Origin of the sequence: Bradyrhizobium sp. CCBAU 51745, assembly GCF_028128715.1 — a bacterium.
Classification (GTDB): Bacteria; Pseudomonadota; Alphaproteobacteria; order Rhizobiales; family Xanthobacteraceae; genus Bradyrhizobium; species Bradyrhizobium manausense.
Map to the genome: position 1 here is coordinate 204,977 of NZ_LBJP01000090.1, position 16,116 is coordinate 221,092.

18 protein-coding genes are annotated in these 16,116 nt (G+C 65.8%); 10 read left to right on the plus strand and 8 right to left on the minus strand.

Going from position 1 to position 16,116, the window contains the following annotated elements; translation table 11 throughout:
• The first annotated feature begins 56 nt into the window (after positions 1–56).
• The 3 genes from XH98_RS32495 to XH98_RS32505 are packed head-to-tail and all read left to right on the plus strand — an operon-like array spanning position 57 to position 2,379.
• Positions 57–947 carry a LysR family transcriptional regulator gene (locus XH98_RS32495; RefSeq protein ID WP_271621021.1) on the plus strand — a complete coding sequence of 297 codons (891 nt, stop codon included), beginning with the start codon at positions 57–59 and terminating at the stop codon, positions 945–947.
• 13 nt (positions 948–960) lie between these two features.
• Positions 961–1,452, plus strand: a complete 492-nt coding sequence (ruvX, locus tag XH98_RS32500; protein ID WP_220005175.1) for a Holliday junction resolvase RuvX — start codon at positions 961–963, stop codon at positions 1,450–1,452.
• Positions 1,453–1,455: 3 nt separating this feature from the next.
• Positions 1,456–2,379, plus strand: coding sequence for an AEC family transporter (locus tag XH98_RS32505; RefSeq protein WP_271621022.1), 924 nt, complete (start codon positions 1,456–1,458; stop codon positions 2,377–2,379).
• A gap of 49 nt (positions 2,380–2,428) precedes the next feature.
• On the opposite strand, the gene XH98_RS32510 is transcribed toward XH98_RS32505, so the two are convergent.
• The 3 genes from XH98_RS32510 to XH98_RS32520 form a co-directional block, all read right to left on the minus strand.
• A complete protein-coding gene (locus XH98_RS32510) occupies positions 2,429–3,193 on the minus strand; it encodes a CPBP family intramembrane glutamic endopeptidase (protein ID WP_271621023.1) in 765 nt (254 codons plus the stop codon).
• Positions 3,194–3,329: 136 nt separating this feature from the next.
• Entirely contained in the window at positions 3,330–4,973 is a 1,644-nt protein-coding gene (locus XH98_RS32515; protein WP_271621024.1) for an acyl-CoA dehydrogenase family protein, read from the minus strand.
• A 19-nt stretch (positions 4,974–4,992) separates the two neighbouring features.
• Positions 4,993–5,742 carry a M15 family metallopeptidase gene (locus XH98_RS32520; RefSeq protein ID WP_271600436.1) on the minus strand — a complete coding sequence of 250 codons (750 nt, stop codon included), beginning with the start codon at positions 5,740–5,742 and terminating at the stop codon, positions 4,993–4,995.
• A gap of 179 nt (positions 5,743–5,921) precedes the next feature.
• Between XH98_RS32520 and XH98_RS32525 the strand changes: the two genes are divergently transcribed.
• From XH98_RS32525 to XH98_RS32540, 4 genes are all read left to right on the plus strand, one after another.
• Positions 5,922–6,869 carry an aspartate carbamoyltransferase catalytic subunit gene (locus tag XH98_RS32525; protein WP_143845774.1) on the plus strand — a complete coding sequence of 316 codons (948 nt, stop codon included), beginning with the start codon at positions 5,922–5,924 and terminating at the stop codon, positions 6,867–6,869.
• 5 nt (positions 6,870–6,874) lie between these two features.
• Positions 6,875–8,176: a dihydroorotase gene (locus XH98_RS32530; RefSeq protein ID WP_271621062.1), complete on the plus strand. Its 1,302-nt coding sequence runs from the start codon at positions 6,875–6,877 to the stop codon at positions 8,174–8,176.
• A 35-nt stretch (positions 8,177–8,211) separates the two neighbouring features.
• Positions 8,212–8,808 carry a glycerol-3-phosphate 1-O-acyltransferase PlsY gene (gene plsY, locus XH98_RS32535; protein ID WP_271600434.1) on the plus strand — a complete coding sequence of 199 codons (597 nt, stop codon included), beginning with the start codon at positions 8,212–8,214 and terminating at the stop codon, positions 8,806–8,808.
• A 169-nt stretch (positions 8,809–8,977) separates the two neighbouring features.
• Complete coding sequence (locus tag XH98_RS32540) at positions 8,978–10,150, plus strand: patatin-like phospholipase family protein (protein WP_271621025.1); 1,173 nt, start codon at positions 8,978–8,980, stop codon at positions 10,148–10,150.
• Here the strand turns inward: XH98_RS32540 and XH98_RS32545 are convergent.
• Positions 10,142–11,386: an amidase gene (locus XH98_RS32545; RefSeq protein WP_271621026.1), complete on the minus strand. Its 1,245-nt coding sequence runs from the start codon at positions 11,384–11,386 to the stop codon at positions 10,142–10,144. The two genes, XH98_RS32540 and XH98_RS32545, sit on opposite strands and share 9 nt — an antisense overlap.
• 91 nt (positions 11,387–11,477) lie before the next feature.
• Here XH98_RS32545 and dprA point away from each other — a divergent pair, with 91 nt between their 5' ends.
• Positions 11,478–12,620, plus strand: a complete 1,143-nt coding sequence (gene dprA, locus XH98_RS32550) for a DNA-processing protein DprA (protein WP_271621027.1) — start codon at positions 11,478–11,480, stop codon at positions 12,618–12,620.
• On the opposite strand, the gene XH98_RS32555 is transcribed toward dprA, so the two are convergent.
• Positions 12,617–13,027 (minus strand): winged helix-turn-helix transcriptional regulator, encoded by a 411-nt coding sequence (locus tag XH98_RS32555; RefSeq protein WP_271600430.1) that lies wholly within the window; start codon positions 13,025–13,027, stop codon positions 12,617–12,619. The two genes, dprA and XH98_RS32555, sit on opposite strands and share 4 nt — an antisense overlap.
• An 83-nt stretch (positions 13,028–13,110) precedes the next feature.
• Here XH98_RS32555 and XH98_RS32560 point away from each other — a divergent pair, with 83 nt between their 5' ends.
• On the plus strand, positions 13,111–13,719 hold the full coding sequence (locus XH98_RS32560; RefSeq protein ID WP_271600429.1) for an FMN-dependent NADH-azoreductase: 609 nt from the start codon (positions 13,111–13,113) through the stop codon (positions 13,717–13,719).
• Between the two features lie 69 nt (positions 13,720–13,788).
• On the opposite strand, the gene XH98_RS32565 is transcribed toward XH98_RS32560, so the two are convergent.
• On the minus strand, positions 13,789–13,971 hold the full coding sequence (locus tag XH98_RS32565) for a hypothetical protein (RefSeq protein ID WP_057756550.1): 183 nt from the start codon (positions 13,969–13,971) through the stop codon (positions 13,789–13,791).
• 173 nt (positions 13,972–14,144) lie between these two features.
• A complete protein-coding gene (locus XH98_RS32570; protein WP_271600428.1) occupies positions 14,145–14,918 on the minus strand; it encodes an SDR family NAD(P)-dependent oxidoreductase in 774 nt (257 codons plus the stop codon).
• Between the two features lie 121 nt (positions 14,919–15,039).
• Between XH98_RS32570 and XH98_RS32575 the strand changes: the two genes are divergently transcribed.
• The gene (locus XH98_RS32575; protein ID WP_271600427.1) at positions 15,040–15,507 is read left to right on the plus strand and encodes a winged helix-turn-helix transcriptional regulator; all 468 of its coding nucleotides are present in this window, start codon (positions 15,040–15,042) and stop codon (positions 15,505–15,507) included.
• Positions 15,508–15,806: 299 nt separating this feature from the next.
• Here XH98_RS32575 and XH98_RS32580 read toward each other — a convergent pair whose 3' ends face one another.
• Positions 15,807–16,046: a hypothetical protein gene (locus tag XH98_RS32580; protein ID WP_271600426.1), complete on the minus strand. Its 240-nt coding sequence runs from the start codon at positions 16,044–16,046 to the stop codon at positions 15,807–15,809.
• Between the last annotated feature and the right edge of the window lie 70 nt (positions 16,047–16,116).

Consider the following 16,116-nt stretch of genomic DNA (forward strand, 5'->3'; position numbering starts at 1 on the left):
CATTCTCGAAAAATGAATTGTTGCGAACGCTGCCATCACAAAAGCGGAACGACGCCATGGAACTGAGCGACATCAAGACCTTTGCTGCAGTCGCCCGCACCGGCGGCATCACCCGCGCCGCCGAAGAGCTCCACACGGTGCAATCCAATGTCACCCAGCGCATCAAGGCCCTGGAGGCCGAGATCGGCACGCCATTGTTCGAACGCCATAGCCGCGGCATGGCGCTGACAGGCGCCGGCAAGCGCCTCCTTCCCTACGCCGAGCGGATGGCCGCGCTGTCGCGCGAAGCCCTGCTCGCGGCGCGCGACGATGGCGAGGCGAAGGGACCGCTGTCGATCGGCTCGATGGAGACCACGGCTGCGGTGCGGCTGGCGCCGTTGCTGGCCGATTTCCACCGCCGCTTTCCCGCCGTGCGCCTGTCCTTGCGCACATCGCCGACTGCCGATCTCGTCGCCGGTGTACTCGAAGGCACGCTCGATGGCGCTTTCGTCGCCGGCCCGATCGCGCATGACGACCTCACCGTGACAAGCGCATTCCGCGAAGAGCTGGTGCTGGTCAGTGCACGGCGCTGGGGCTCGCTCGCCGAGCTGCGCGCTGCTACGTCCGAGTCAGGCCCGACCGCGCTGGTGTTCCGCACCGGCTGCACCTACCGCCAGCGCCTCGAGCAGATCTTTGTCGAGTTCGGCTGGCCCTCGGCGGCGCGCTTCGAGCTCGGCACGCTGGACGGCATGATCGGCTGCGTCGCCGCCGATATGGGCGTCACGTTGCTGCCGCGCGCGGTGATCGAGCGCAGCGCCATGACCGGCAGCGTGACCATGCACGCGCTGGGCCCGTCGCATGCGCGCGTCGACACGCTGTTCATCCAGCGCCGTGCCGGCCATCAAACCAGCGCGCTCCTCGGGTTTGCCGCCTGCCTGAAGCAGGACGACGAAACCATCGCGGCATGATATGCGCTAGTCCATGCCCGCTCTTATCCTGCCCCTCGTCGATGCTGCAACCCACTGGCCCGAACGCGGCGCACTTGTCGGCCTTGACCTCGGCACCAAGACCATCGGCGTTGCCGTGTCCAATCCGGACCGCCGGCTGGCGACCGGCGTCGAGACCATCCAGCGCAAGCAGTTCAAGCAGGATGCCGCCCGCCTGCTCGCCATCGCCACCGAGCGCAAGGTGGTCGGCTTCGTGCTCGGCCTGCCCATCAACATGGACGGCAGCGAGGGCCCGCGCGCCCAGTCGACACGGGCGTTTGCCCGCAATCTGGCCAATCTGACCCCACTGCCCATCGGCCTCTGGGACGAGCGCCTGTCGACCGCCGCGGTCGAGCGCGAGCTGATCGGCATGGATGTCAGCCGCGCCAAGCGCGCCGAGGTGATCGACGAGCACGCCGCCATCTTCATCCTGCAGGGCGCGCTCGACCGGCTCGCCAATCTTCGCGCAGCATCGGGAAATGGCTGATTCATGGCCGTCGTGGTCGCGGCGCTGCTGCCGGTCTTCATCCTCATTGTGCTCGGCGTGGTGCTCAGGCACAGCCTGATGCGCCTCGACACGCAATGGCACGGATTGGAGCGGCTGACCTATTTCGTGCTGTTCCCGATGCTGCTGATCCAGACGTTGGTGAAGGCCGATCTTTCAAAAGTTCCGGTCGCCGGCGTCGGCGGCGCGCTGCTGCTGTCGGCGCTGGCGATGTCGCTGCTGTGCCTCGCGCTGCGCCCGGCCCTGTCGCGGCTCGACATCGACGGTGCCGCCTTCACCTCGATCTTCCAGGGCGCGACGCGATGGCAGACCTATGTGGCGCTGTCCGTCTCCGCCAATCTGTACGGCGAGGTCGGGCTCGCGCTGGCCTCGGTCGCGATGGTCGCGATCATCCCGCTGGTGAACGTGTTCAGCGTCGCCGTGCTCGCGCATTACGCCTCGCCCGAGAAGCAATCCGCGCGTGCCATCGCCATGACCGTGATCCGCAATCCGCTGATCTGGGCCTGCGCCATCGGCATCGTCATCAATGTCGTCCATTTGCCGCTGCCAAAGATCTGGCACGAGGTCGCCGACGCGCTCGGCCGCTCCTCGCTCGCCATCGGCCTGCTCGTCACCGGCGCCGGCCTCCAGCTCAAGGGCCTGCTCCGTCCGAGCCTGGGGGCGACGATCGGCGTGGCGTTCAAACTGGTGCTGATGCCGGTGCTTGCGCTGACGCTTGCCGCCTGGTTCGGGCTGACAGGCACCAACCTCGCGATCGTCGCGATCTGCGCAGCGGTGCCGACCTCGCCGAGCGCCTATGTGCTGGCTCGCCAGATGGGCGGCGATGCACCATTGCTGGCGCAGATTATCACGCTGCAGACGATCCTGGCGGCAATCACGATGCCGATCGCGATCGCGCTGGTGGCGTAGAACCCGTCATCGGCGGAGCACATCTCTCTCGGTCATTGCGAGCGCTGAGCTAGCCCCCCAGCCACGTCGTCAGCACCACCGCGGTCATGTTGTTCAGTCCGTGCAGCACGATGGTGAGCCACAGCGAGCCCGCGCGATAGCGCATATAGCCGAACCACAGGCCGATCGAGAAAACCTCGGCAAGGAAGTAGAGATCGTACTGGATGTGCACCACCGTCCACACCAGCGACGTCAGCACGATCGCGCCGGGCACACGCAGAAAGCTCTCCGACCAGCCGCGATAGAGGAAGCCGCGCGCAAGCACCTCTTCCGACATCGGCGCGGCTACGCTGAAGGCGAACAGAAGCAGCATCGCGCCGCCCTTGTCGCGGCCGGATTTGAGGAGATCGGTCATGAAGCCAGGCGTCGCCTCGCGGCCCAGCGAACGCGAGACAACTTCCCACGCGAGCACGATCAGGACGAGACCGACCGCACCCAGCAGGATTTGCCGCCATGACGGCCAATGCAGTGCGAGATAATCGACAAAGGAGGCCTTCCTGATGCGAATGGCAAGCCACGCCACGAGAAGCGTCGCGGGCAGCCCGGTGATGACCGACAGTGCGAGCGCCTGAGGCTCAGCGCCGACGAGTTGCATCGATGCGAGATCGAGCGGCAGACCGCGACTCACCACGAGCCACACAACCGCGCCGATCTGTCCGACGAACATCGCGACAAGGAGCATGAAACCCCACAACGCCGTGCCCCAGAATTTCCAGACGCGCGGCTGCGCCGGCGTCTCGGTCAGCGGCGGATGGTCGGGATTGAGGGAGTCCATCAGTGAGACTTTCGTTGGCTGCGCACCGTCATTCCGGGGCGGTCCGGAGGACCGAACCCGGAACCTCGAGATTCTCTGGTGCGCAACGGCGCACCATAGTTCGCCCTTTGGGCGCCCCGGAATGACGGATCAATAATCACGGCAGCGCCCGCTCGAGCAGCGCACGCACGTCGCCGTTGTCGAGCTCGACGGCGCCGTACATGCTGGCGTGATGGATGGCGAGGCGCGTGGCGGCGAACAGTTCTGCGTGATGCGGTGACACGCCATTGAGCGCGGCCGCGCCAGCCAGCAGCGCCAATTTCTCGACCGCGAGCCGCGCGACGCGCTCGCCGTCAGTGCGGCGAAACGCCTTGCCGATGAAGGCGACGGCCTCGCCTGCCCCGGGCAGGCCTTTCGTCTCGGCCCCGAGAGCCTGCAGCACCGCCACCGCCGCCTCGCCCTCGCGCGAGAGCGCGCGGAGCACGTCGAGGCACATCACGTTGCCAGAACCTTCCCAGATCGCATTGACCGGCGCTTCACGATAGTGGCGCGCCAAAATGCCGTCCTCGACATAGCCGTTGCCGCCCAGGCACTCCATCGCCTCGTAAAGGAATGACGGCGCGCTCTTGCAGGTCCAGTATTTGATCGCGGGCGTCAGCAGCCGCATATAGGCGGCCTCCGCAGCATCATGCGGCGTGCGGTCGAAGGCGCGGCAGAGCCGCATCACCAGCGCCGTGCTCGCCTCCACATGCAGCGCCATGTCCGAGAGCACGGCCTGCATCAAGGGCTGATCGGCGAGATGCTTCTGGAACACGCTGCGGTGACGGGCGTGATGCAGCGCATGCGCGAGCCCCGAACGCATCAGGCCGCTTGAGGCGATCGCGCAATCCTGCCGCGTCAGCTGCACCATCTGGATGATGGTGCGGATGCCCTTGCCCTCTTCGCCGACGCGTTCGGCATAGGCGCCGACGAACTCGACCTCGGACGATGCGTTCGAACGGTTGCCGAGCTTGTCCTTCAGCCGCTGGAACTGGATCGCGTTGACCGATCCATCCGGCGCGAAGCGCGGCATGAAGAAGCAGGTCAGCCCCTGCTCGGCCTGCGCCAACACCAGGAACGCATCGCACATCGGCGCCGACATGAACCATTTGTGGCCGGTGATGCGATAGGCGCTGCCGTCGCGCACCGCGCGCGTCATGTTGGCGCGCACGTCGGTGCCGCCCTGCTTCTCGGTCATGCCCATGCCGAGCGTCATGCCGCGCTTGTCCCACCACGGCACAAAGCTCGGATCGTAGCTTCTCGTCGACAGCACCGGCATCACCTTGCCGAGCAGATCCGGCTGCATCGCCAGCGCGGCGACCGAGGCGCGCGTCATCGTGATCGGGCAGAGATGCCCGGTCTCGACCTGCGCGGCCATGTAGAATTTCGCGGCGCGAATGACTTCGGCCGCGTCGCCCGCAGGCCTGCCGTCCGCGGTCCATGTCGAATTGTGGACGCCGGCATGCGCGCTGTGCGCCATCAGCTCGTGATAGGCAGGGTGAAACTCGACCTGGTCGCGGCGATTACCCTTGGCATCGAAGGTGCGGAGCTTGGGCGTGTTCTCGTTCGCGATGCGGCCGCGATCGGCCATCGCCGCCGAGCCCCAATGCCTGCCGAATTCGGACAGCTCCCGTTCCGCGGCGGCGCCGCCATTGGCCTTCACGGCCTCGACCAGCGGCTGATCGACCGTGAACAGATTCACGTCCTCGAATGGCGGCGACTGATTGAAGACCTCGTGGGTCGCGAATACAGGCTGTGTCATGGCGTGTCTCGGGCCGGAATCAGTTCCGCCGCGGCTGGATCGGGAAATCATAGGCCGCCCCGCCCGCCCCCGGCAGGGAAAAATGCCACCACTCCTTCGAATAGTTCACAAAGCCTTGCCTCGCCATCGCAGCCACCAGCCGCCTGCGCCAGGCGCGCTGATCGGGCGAGATCGACGGTGCTGCGGTATGCCCTTTCTCATCGGTGCAGTCATAGCCGGTGCCCATGTCGACGCTGCCTTCCGGCAGCCGCGCCGCGACCGGCGCCGTGCAATCAGCGTAGGACCTTGACGGATCGATCCTGGCGGAATTGTCGGCCTTGAGATCGACCAGCGTGAGATCGAGCGCGGCGCCCGTGGAATGCTGCGAGCGGCTCGCGATATAGCCGAGGCGGAACAGCTCGGTCTTGGGAATCTTCGGATTGTAACGCCGATCGGCCGCGGTCTCGCGGCCGTTCTGCGACCATCTCACCATGTCGAGCGAGGCCCGCGCCGGCCGGTAGCAGTCGAACATTTTCAGCGACAGGTTCTGCGTCGCCAGTTCCTGCTGGACCGCTTTCAGCCGCAGGCCGACTTCGCGCTTCACCACGCATTCGCCGGCACCATAGCCGGCGAGCGGACGGCCGACGAAATTGTTCGGCGTGGCGTAGCGGATGTCCTGGATGATGCTGGGATCGATTTCCCGCAGATAGACGAAGCCGCCGGGGAGTGACTGGGCGTGGGCGGCGGAGATTGAGACGATTGATACGAATGCAGCAGGAATTAGTCTCACGATGCCTCCGGGTCATTCCGGGGCGATGCAAAGCATCGGACCCGGAATCTCGAGATTCCGGGTCTGGCGCTTGCGCGCCATCCCGGAATGAGCGTGTAACAGAGTCCGCAGGGGATAACTCCCCGCCCCGGCATTGGCCCTTGCTCCATCAGCCATCCGCGCCTATAGCTCTCGCTTTAATGACATCGAAATCGACCTTCGTCCTCGGCCACCGGCATTTGCTGGGCATCGAGGGCCTTTCCGCGGCCGACATTACCGGCCTCCTCGACCTGTCCGAAGAATATGTCGAGCTCAACCGCCAGGTTGACAAGAAGCGCACCGTCCTGCGTGGACGGACGCAGGTGAACCTCTTCTTTGAAGCCTCGACCCGGACCCAATCCTCGTTCGAGCTCGCGGGCAAGCGCTTGGGTGCCGACGTCATGAACATGTCGGTGTCCTCCTCGTCCATCAAGAAGGGCGAAACGCTGGTCGACACCGCGATGACGCTCAACGCCATGCACCCCGACATCCTGGTGGTGCGCCATCACGCCTCCGGCGCGGTGGAACTGTTGGCGCGCAAGGTCGACGGTTCCGTGATCAATGCCGGCGACGGTGCGCATGAACACCCGACCCAGGCGCTGCTCGATGCGCTCACCATCCGCCGCAATAAGGGTCGGATCGAGGGCCTCGTGGTTGCGATCTGCGGCGACGTGCTGCATTCGCGCGTGGCGCGTTCGAACATCATCCTGCTCAACACCATGGGCGCTCGTGTCCGCGTCGTCGGCCCCTCCACGCTGCTGCCGCCGGGTATCGAGCGGATGGGCGTCGAGGTCGCGCGCGACATGCGCGAGGGCCTCAACGGCGCCGATATTGTGATGATGCTGCGGCTGCAGCGCGAGCGCATGAACGGCTCCTTCGTGCCGTCGACATCGGAATATTTCCATTATTTCGGGCTCGACCAGAAGAAGCTCGCCTACGCCAAGCCCGATGCACTGGTGATGCATCCCGGTCCCATGAACCGCGGCGTCGAGATCGACACCGCGGTTGCCGACGGCGCGCAGTCCCTGATCCGCGAACAGGTGGAGATGGGGGTTGCCGTGCGCATGGCGGTGCTGGAAGCACTCGCCCGTAACCTGCCGAACGCGTGATGCCCATGCTGATCGACCGCCGCCCGATCCTGCTCGCCAACGCCCGCGTCGTCGATCCCTCCAGGGATTTCGACGGCCCCGGCGACGTCCTGATTGCCGACGGCATCATCCGCGAGACCCGCCGCGGCATTGGGGCGGCCGGCGTCCCCGAGGGGACCGACGTCATCAACTGCTCCGGCAAGATCGTGGCGCCGGGCCTGGTCGACATGCGCGCCTTTGTCGGCGAGCCCGGCTTCAGCCATCGCGAGACCTTTGCGAGCGCCAGCCAGGCGGCCGCGACCGGCGGCATCACCACCATCATCTGCCAGCCGGATACATCGCCCGTCATCGACAATTCCGCGACCGTCGATTTCGTGATGCGCCGCGCGCGCGACACCGCGATCGTCAACATCCAGCCGATGGCAGCGCTCACCAAGGGCATGCGCGGCGAGGAGATGACCGAGTTCGGCCTGCTCAAGGCCGCCGGCGCGATCGCCTTCAGCGATGGTGACCGCAGCGTCACCAATTCGCAGGTGATGCGGCGCGCGCTGACCTACGCCCGCGATTTCGACGCGCTGATCGTGCATCACACCGAAGACCCGGACCTCGTCGGCGAAGGCGTGATGAACGAGGGCGAGTTCGCCTCGCGCCTCGGCCTGATGGGCATCCCGAAGGCCGCCGAGGCCGTCATCCTCGAACGCGACATGCGCCTGGTCGCGCTGACCGGCGGCCGCTATCACGCGGCCTCGCTGTCCTGCATCGACTCGCTCGAGATCCTGAAGCGCGCCCGCGACGCCGGCCTTGCCGTCAGCGCATCGGTCTCGATCAATCATCTTGCGCTGAACGAGAACGACATCGGCCCCTACCGCTCCTTCCTGAAACTGTCGCCGCCGCTGCGCACCGAGGACGACCGCCGCGCCCTGGTCGAGGCGGTGGCCTCCGGCCTCGTCGACGTCATCATGTCCGACCACAATCCGCAGGACGTCGAGGTCAAGCGCCTGCCGTTCGCGGAAGCGGCTCCCGGCGCCATCGGGCTCGAGACCATGCTGCCGGCGGGCCTGCGGCTGGTCCACAATGAGGAGCTCGACCTCAAGACGCTGATCCGGGCCATGTCGACGCGGCCGGCCGAACTGCTTGGCCTTCCGGGCGGAACCCTGCGCGTGGGCAGCCCAGCCGATGTCGTGGTGATCGACCCTGATGTTCCCTGGGTGGTCGATCCCGCCGAACTGAAATCGCCCTGCAAGAACACCCCGTTCGACGAAGCCCGCTTTACAGGCCGGGCCATCAGGACCATCGTCGGCGGACGAACGGTTTACGAGCATGTCTAATGGGCGCTGGTTATGTCAGCCATGGAGAGGCCGCCATGGGGCTTGATGCATTCCTGCCGGTGGCCCTCATCATCGGCTACCTCCTCGGCTCGATTCCGTTCGGGCTGATCCTGACCAGGCTTGCCGGCACGCAGGATCTGCGCTCGATCGGCTCCGGCAATATCGGCGCCACCAATGTGCTGCGCACCGGCCGCAAGGGCCTTGCCGCGGCAACCCTGCTGCTCGACGCGCTCAAGGGCACCGCGGCCGTGGTGATCTCAGGCTACATCGCCGGCCCCAATGCCGCGATGCTGGCAGGTCTCGGCGCCTTCCTCGGGCACCTCTTCCCGGTCTGGCTCAAGTTCAAGGGCGGCAAGGGCGTCGCCGTCTATATCGGCATCCTGCTCGGCCTGTTCTGGCCGGCAGCGCTGGTATTCTGCCTGATCTGGCTCGCGACGGCCTTCACCACCCGCTACTCCTCGCTCTCGGCGCTGGTGGCAGCCTTCATCACGCCGCTGTTCCTGTGGTGGTTCGGCCACCTTGCCCTGGCCTCGCTGTCCGTCGTGCTGACGCTGCTGCTGTTCTACATGCACCGCGAGAACATCAAGCGGCTGCAATCAGGAAAAGAAGGCCGCATCGGCGAGAAGGCCTAAACAGCGCTTCCGAATCCAAGATCGGAAAAACTACGGATACCGCCGCGCCTCTTCCGCATTATATGCCAAATCCTGTTCGAAACTTTCACCCCACACGCGGGAGCTAGTGGCGGTCAGGTTCCATGCCTGTCATCCTGACAGTGGACATGGCGTTACGCGGTTGCTCAGAATGAGCGAGAAGATTGACGGCACGCATGAGGAAGGTAGCTCGCAGAGCACTGCGGCGAGCCGCCTGCTGCTGACGACCAATATCTGGTCTGACGTGCCTACACCGCCTCCCGCGCCAAAACCCGCGCCCGTTCCGCCGGCGCCGCCGCCCGCTACCATCGTGCAAGCGCCCGCGCCGGTCGTAACGACAGCCGCGCCCGTTGCGCGGACTCGTCCCCAGCAATGGCCGCCGCGGAAACTCTCGCTGGCGCTCCAGGGCGGCGGCACGTTCGCCGCCTTCACCTGGGGCGTGCTGGAGCGGCTCCTGGAAGAGCCATCCATCGAATTCGACACCATCAGCGGCGCCAGCGCCGGCGCCATCAACGCGCTGCTCCTCGCCTGCGGCCTTGCCGAGGGCGGCCGCGAAGGTGCCCGCAACCGGCTGAACCGGTTCTGGACCCGGTTGATGCACGAGGCCTCTTTCCGCTCGCTGATGCTGGTCGGCGGCTTCTCGCCGGCAGGAAGCTCGGTCGCCTTCGGACCGACGCTGCGCTCCGGCCAGTTCGATCCGTTCGATCTCGACCCGCTGCGCCAGGCGCTCTCGCGCGACATGAATTTTGCCGCCTTGCGCGATGCGAAATGCCCGAAGCTGCTGATCGCGGCGACGCGGATCCGCGACGGCCAGCAGCAGATTTTCGGCAACGACGCCATCACCGCGGATGTCGCGCTCGCCTCGACCTGTCCGCCCCTCGTTCACTGCGCCGTCGAGATCGATGGCGAGGCCTATTGGGATGGCGGCTTCGGCGGCAATCCGCCGCTGCTGAAACTTGCGCAGCAATCGACGACTGCCGATCTGCTGCTCGTCCAGGTCACGCCGACGCGCGACAGCTATGTACCGATCACGCTCGCCGCGATCGACCGCCGTCTCGACCAGATTGCGGCCAATGCCGCGCTCAAGGCCGAGATCGCAGCGATCGAATGGGCGCAGGCGCACGCAGCGCCAGCGCTGCGGCTCTCCAAGATCGCCGCCGAAGACTCTGTTGACGGACTTGCGCAGCGCTCGTCGACCGATCTCGGCCGCGGCTTCATCCGCCTGCTGCACCGAAGCGGCCGCGAGGCCGCCGAGCGTTGGCTTGGCGCAACTGCCGCCGCGACCCAGCGCCCGTTGCCCGCCGCCGAACCCGCGCTAGCCTGATTTCGCCAGCGCATTCTCCAAAAACCACGCCGCCGCCAGCGCGCCGGGATCGTTGCCGAAGCGCGCGATCACCTGGACGCCAACAGGCAGGCCGCCGACCTTCATCACCGGCACGTTGACGCAAGGATTGCCCATCAGCGTCCACAGCCTGTTATAGCGGGGCGAGCCGGTCGAGGCGAGCTCCTTGGCCGGCGCGGTGCCGGGCGCGGAATAAGTCAGCAGCACGTCGAAACCCTCGAACAGCTCACCGAGCTCGCGGCGGCCGCGGCGGGCGATGCGGCGCGCGTCGTCATATTCCTTCGGCGTCAGCCCGACGGTCTCATCAAGGCTGGCACGCAGCATCGGCGCGATCTCGTCGTGATGCTGGTCGAACTCCCAGGCGAGCGCGCGATGCGCCTCAAAATCCTGGATGATCGGGTGGATGCGCCAGGCTTCCTTGACCGCTTCCGGCAGATCGATGATCTGCACGCTGGCGCCGGCCTTCTCGGCCGCCTTGATCGCGGCCAGCAAGCCCTCCTCTGCCGCCGGCTCAGCGGCTTCGGCAAACTCCTGCCGGACCACGCCGATACGCGGCGCTTTCGCCGGCACAATGCCGGAGAACTCGGTGCGGCCGGTCATCGCCAACAGTCCGCGCGCGAGATCTTCGGCGCGCGATCCGAACAGGCCGACCGTGTCGAGCGCCCACGAATAGCATTTCACGCCGACCGTCGGCAGCATCCGGAACGACGGCTTGATCGCGGCGGCCCCGCAATAGGCGGCAGGCCGGATCACCGAGCCGCCGGTCTGCGTGCCCAGCGCCAGCGGGATCATGCCGGCGCCGACGGCGGCCGCCGAGCCCGACGACGAACCTCCAGGCGTATGACCGGGATTGTGCGGATTGAGCGTCGGCGTCGGATCGCGCGAGGCGAACGCCGTGGTCGTGGTCTTGCCGATGATGGTGGCGCCCGCCCGCTTCAACATCATCACGACAGGCGCATCGGCGCGCGGCTGCCAGCCACGATAGATCTCCGAGCCCATCTCGGTCGGCATATCAGCGGTATCGATGATGTCCTTGATCCCGACGGCGATGCCGCGCAGCGGACCGGAGGCCTGCGCCTTCGCCGAGATGTCGTGGCGGACGAAGGCATGGACGTCCTTCTCTTTGGCCTCGATCGCCGCATGCGACTGGGAGATGGCGTGCTCGGGCGAAAGCTCGCCCGCTTCGATGCGGCGCTGGAGATCGGCGAGTGAAATCATGGCAATACCCTTCTTATTGGCATCGCTTTTAGCATTGCGACAAGGCCGCGCAAGCGCATGCCAACGCTTGCTCACAGCCTCAGGTTGTTCCATGCTGCCTCTGCAAGGAGACACCGTGGACGCCATCAACAAGAGCGTGGAGCTGAGCGAGCAAGAGCGGATCGACCGCCTGCGGCTGATCCGCTCGGACAATGTGGGGCCACGCACCTTCCGCTCGCTGGTCGATCATTTCGGCAGCGTCCGCGCGGCGCTGGAGCGGCTGCCGGATCTGGCCCGCCGCGGCGGCGCGCAGCGGTCGGGGCGCATCTGCAGCGTGGATGAAGCGAAGGCCGAGCTCGCCGCAAGCCGAAAGTTCGGCATCGCCTGGCTCGCGCCCGGCGAGGACGGATATCCGGCGCGGCTTTCGACGCTCGACGATGCCCCACCTTTGCTTGCCATACGCGGCGACAGAGCGACGCTGATGCGGCCGATGATTGCGATCGTCGGCTCACGCAATGCCTCCGGAGCCGGCCTGAAATTCGCCGGCCAGCTCGCGCGCGAGCTTGGCGAGGCCGGCTTCATCATCATCTCAGGGCTTGCCCGCGGCGTCGACCAGGCCGCGCATCGCGCCAGCGTCGAGAGCGGCACCATCGCGGTGCTCGCCGGCGGCCACGACTGCATCTATCCGCCCGAGCATGGCGATCTGCTCAGCGCGATCCTCGATCATCAGGGCGCTGCGATCTCGGAAATGCCGCTCGGCCACGAGCCGCGCGCCCGCGACTTCCCTCGCCGCAACCGGCTGATCTCGGGCGCATCGCTCGGCGTGGTCGTGGTCGAAGCCGCACGCCGCTCCGGCTCGCTGATCACCGCGCGCATGGCCGCCGAACAGGGCCGCGAAGTGTTCGCGGTGCCCGGCTCGCCGCTCGATCCGCGCGCCGCCGGCACCAATGATCTGATCAAGCAGGGTGCAACGCTTGTCACGGAAGCGTCCGACATCATCAATGCGGTGCAGCCGATCGTGGAGCGGCCGCTGATGAGTCCCGCGAGCGAGCCCGACAGCGAGCCGTTCGAGAGCGATCCGCAAGGCCACGACCGCGACCAGATCACCGGCCTGCTCGGCCCCGCCCCCATCTCGATTGACGATCTCGTGCGCTTGTCCGGCGCCTCACCCGCGATCGTGCGCATGGTGCTGCTGGAGCTCGAGCTCGCCGGCCGGCTCGAACACCACGGCGGCGGACTGGTGTCGCTGATCTAGGCGTTGTTGCGCTCGTCGAACCGCGTGCGCGCCGCCGCGATCTTCTCCTGGTGCGCGATCGCCCACTCGCCCAGCGCCTTCACCGGCTGCTGCAGCCCGTGGCCGAGATCGGTCAACTCATAATCAACGCGCGGTGGAATGGTCGGAAAAATCGTGCGCGTGACGAGGCCGTCGCGCTCCAGCCCGCGCAGCGTCAGGGTCAGCATCCGCTGCGAGATGCCGTTGATCATTCGCTTCAGCTCGTTGAAGCGCTTCGGCCCGTCGCTGAGCATCATGATCACGAGCACGCTCCATTTGTCGCCGACGCGCGCGAGGATCGAGGCGACGTTGCGGCAGTCGGAATGGTTGGGATCGGGCCTCCGTTCGGCAGGAAAATCGATGTGTCTCGGTTCCAAAGATGTGCCCATGGCTCAAAAATGTGCGTTCTTGCGGGGTTTTTGACAGTCACTCATGTAGTGCGGGTTACAAATCTATACCATGGGTGACCCCAATGAAACTCCTCCATATCGACTCCAGCGTCCTCGGCCCCCACTCCGTCTCCAGGCAGGTTTCCGCCGCCATCGTCGACCGGCTCAGGCAGGCCACGCCCTCGCTTGAGGTCGTCTACCGCGACCTGACCGAGACCCCGCTCGCGCACTTGTCCGGATCCCACTTGGCCGCCGCCCAGGGCGCACCCGCGCCTGCGGAGCTCGGACCTGACCTCGCCGCGAGCGAGACTGTCCTGAATGAGTTCCTCGATGCCGACATCGTCGTGATCGGCGCGCCCATGTACAATTTCACGATTCCGAGCCAGCTCAAGGCCTGGATCGACCGCGTGCTGGTGAAGGGGAAGACGTTCAAATATGACGCGAGCGGCCCGGAAGGCCTTGTTGGCGACAAGCGCGTGATCGTGGCGATTTCGCGCGGCGGTCATTATGGCGCCGAGACGCCGTACGCGGCCGGCGAACATCTGGAAACCTATTTGCGTTGGGTGTTCGGCTTCATGGGGATCACGAGCCTGGAATTCATCTCCGCCGACGGCGTCAATCTCGGGCCCGAACATCGCGAAAAGGCGCTTGCGGGGGCCCTCCAGGCCGCAACGGGTCTGCAGGCGGCCTGAGGCTACGCCGACGACGTCAGCCGCGAGCGGTGCTGCGGCGGCTGACAGATCGGCAGATTGTTTGCGAAGCTAAAACCAGGAGCCCTGGATGCCCAGGATTACGGCCACGAGCGACATGAGCAGGCCGATGCCGGAGAAGATGGCAACCCCGATGAACTCAGACATATCGGAGTGCTTGGCAGGAACTGCGGAGCGTTCAGTGTAAATACGCGGGTCTGAAATCGGAGCTAAAATGCGTGCTGCTTTTGGCATGACGGGCTCCCTCAAATGAGTCCTATGACCCCTGCCCGTAGAAAAGTCTTGGCAGCGCACGCAAAGGTTCAACGCGTCACGCAAGCTTCAGAAAATACCTCTCCCGAGACGCGGGAACCGGCCGGCGCAACCATTTTCGGAGGGCCGGCCGATTCAGTTTGAAACTGAATTGATCAGCCGCGATAGATCGGCGCGCCGGCGGGTGAGGCAACCGCGCCGCCATCGACGAAGATCTCCTGGCCCTGAATATGGGCGGCATCGTCCGAGGCGAGGAACAGCACCGTCTTCGAGATGTGATCCGGCTCGCCAATGCGTCCCAACGGCGTCGCGAGCCCGATACGCTTCTCGAACGCCTTCTCCGCGTCAGGCGTTGCAATCGCCGCGCCCCAGATCGGCGTGCGGACCGCGCCGGGCGCGACGACATTGACGCGAATGCCGCGCGGCGACAGTTCCGAAGCCATGATCCGCGCCATCGCCCGCACGCCGGCCTTTGCCGCGCCATAAGCCGAGTAGCCGGGGTTGCCGAGCACCGAGATCACCGAGCCGTTGAGAATGATCGAGGCATTGTCGTTGATATAAGGCAGCGCCGACTGCACCGTGAAGAACACGCCGGTGAGATTGGTGCTGATCACCTTCTCGAACACCTCGAGCGTCGCAGATCCCAGCGGCGTGGCGCCGGGAATGCCGGCATTGGCAAACAAAATGTCGAGCTTGCCGAACTTGTCGGTGCCCTTCTTGATCGCAGCTTCGGTCGCGGCGATGTCGGTGGCATCGGCAGCCAGCGCGATCGCGTTCGGGCCGAGTTCCCTGGCCGCGGCCTCCAGCGTCTCCTTGTTGCGCCCGGTGACGATCACCTTGGCGCCCTCGGCCACGAACAGCTTCGCCGTTGCCAGGCCAATGCCGCTGTTGCCGCCGGTGATCAATGCCGTCTTGTTCGTCAGCCTCATGCTCGTCTCCAGTGGTTGCATAATGAAACTATGTTGCCATCTAGGGCATATGGTTTTATGATGCAACCACACATCCGCGTGATCGGCGCCAAGACCGGGCGAATGCGACAGGACCAGCACCATGGTGAAGCGAACGAGTTTTGAGGGTGATGCCTGCCCGATCGCACGATCGCTGGAGGCGATTGGCGACTGGTGGTCGCTGCTGATCATTCGCGAGGCGCTGTTCGGCGTGCGCCGCTTCGGCGAGTTTCAGAGCAAGCTCGGCATGGCCAAGAACATCCTGTCGGCGCGGCTGCGGTCGATGGTCGACCACGGCATTCTGGATACAGCCCCCGCCTCCGACGGCAGCGCCTACCACGAATATGTGCTGACGCCGAAGGGCCGCGGCCTCTTCCCGATCCTGGTCGCGCTTCGGCAATGGAGCGAGGAATTCGACGATCATCCCGAGCAGATCGCGACCATCCTGGTCGATCGCGCGAAAGGCCGACCGGTGAAGAAGCTCGAACTGCGCGCCGAGGACGGCCGGCTGCTCAGTCATCCCGATACAATGGTGAAGCTGCGGCCGGCACCGCGCCGGCGGTCGGCCTGACAACCCTCGCGCTAGTCGCTCTGTGGCAAAGCTATAACCAAGCACTCGATGTCATCGGCCGCCTTGTGCGCGTTTGCGCACTGGGGCGGGCGATCCAGTATTCCAGAGACGGCGAAGGATACGGAGAAGCCGCGGCGTACTGGATGCCCCGCCGGAGCCTGTCATCGGGCTCGCCGAAGGCGAGACCCGGTGGCGGGGCATGACAGCCCCCGTAGCCCGGATGCAGCGAAGCGCAATCCGGGATTCTCCCGCGCAAAGGCCCCGGATTTCGCTTCGCTGCATCCGGGCTACGAACTCCCTCATGACAGCTTGCGCTTGCTCCGCAGCCGAAGGTGCTCATCGGCCTCCAGCTTGGTCATGCCCAGGAGATAATGGAGCACGCCCAGCTTGTGGCGCTCGGCGAGCTTGCGCAAGCTGGCCACCTGCTCGGCTATGAAGGCAACCGCCTCGTCAGCGCCGCCCTCGCCCGGTTCCTCGTTGCGCGAACGTGCTTGCGCGCGCGACGCGGCGCGCGCGCGTTTCCGTCCTGGTTTTGCCACCAGTCCACCCGAATCCATGCCCCGCGGGGACATTACGCCTACAGCGACCACAACTCCAAGGTGGTAATTT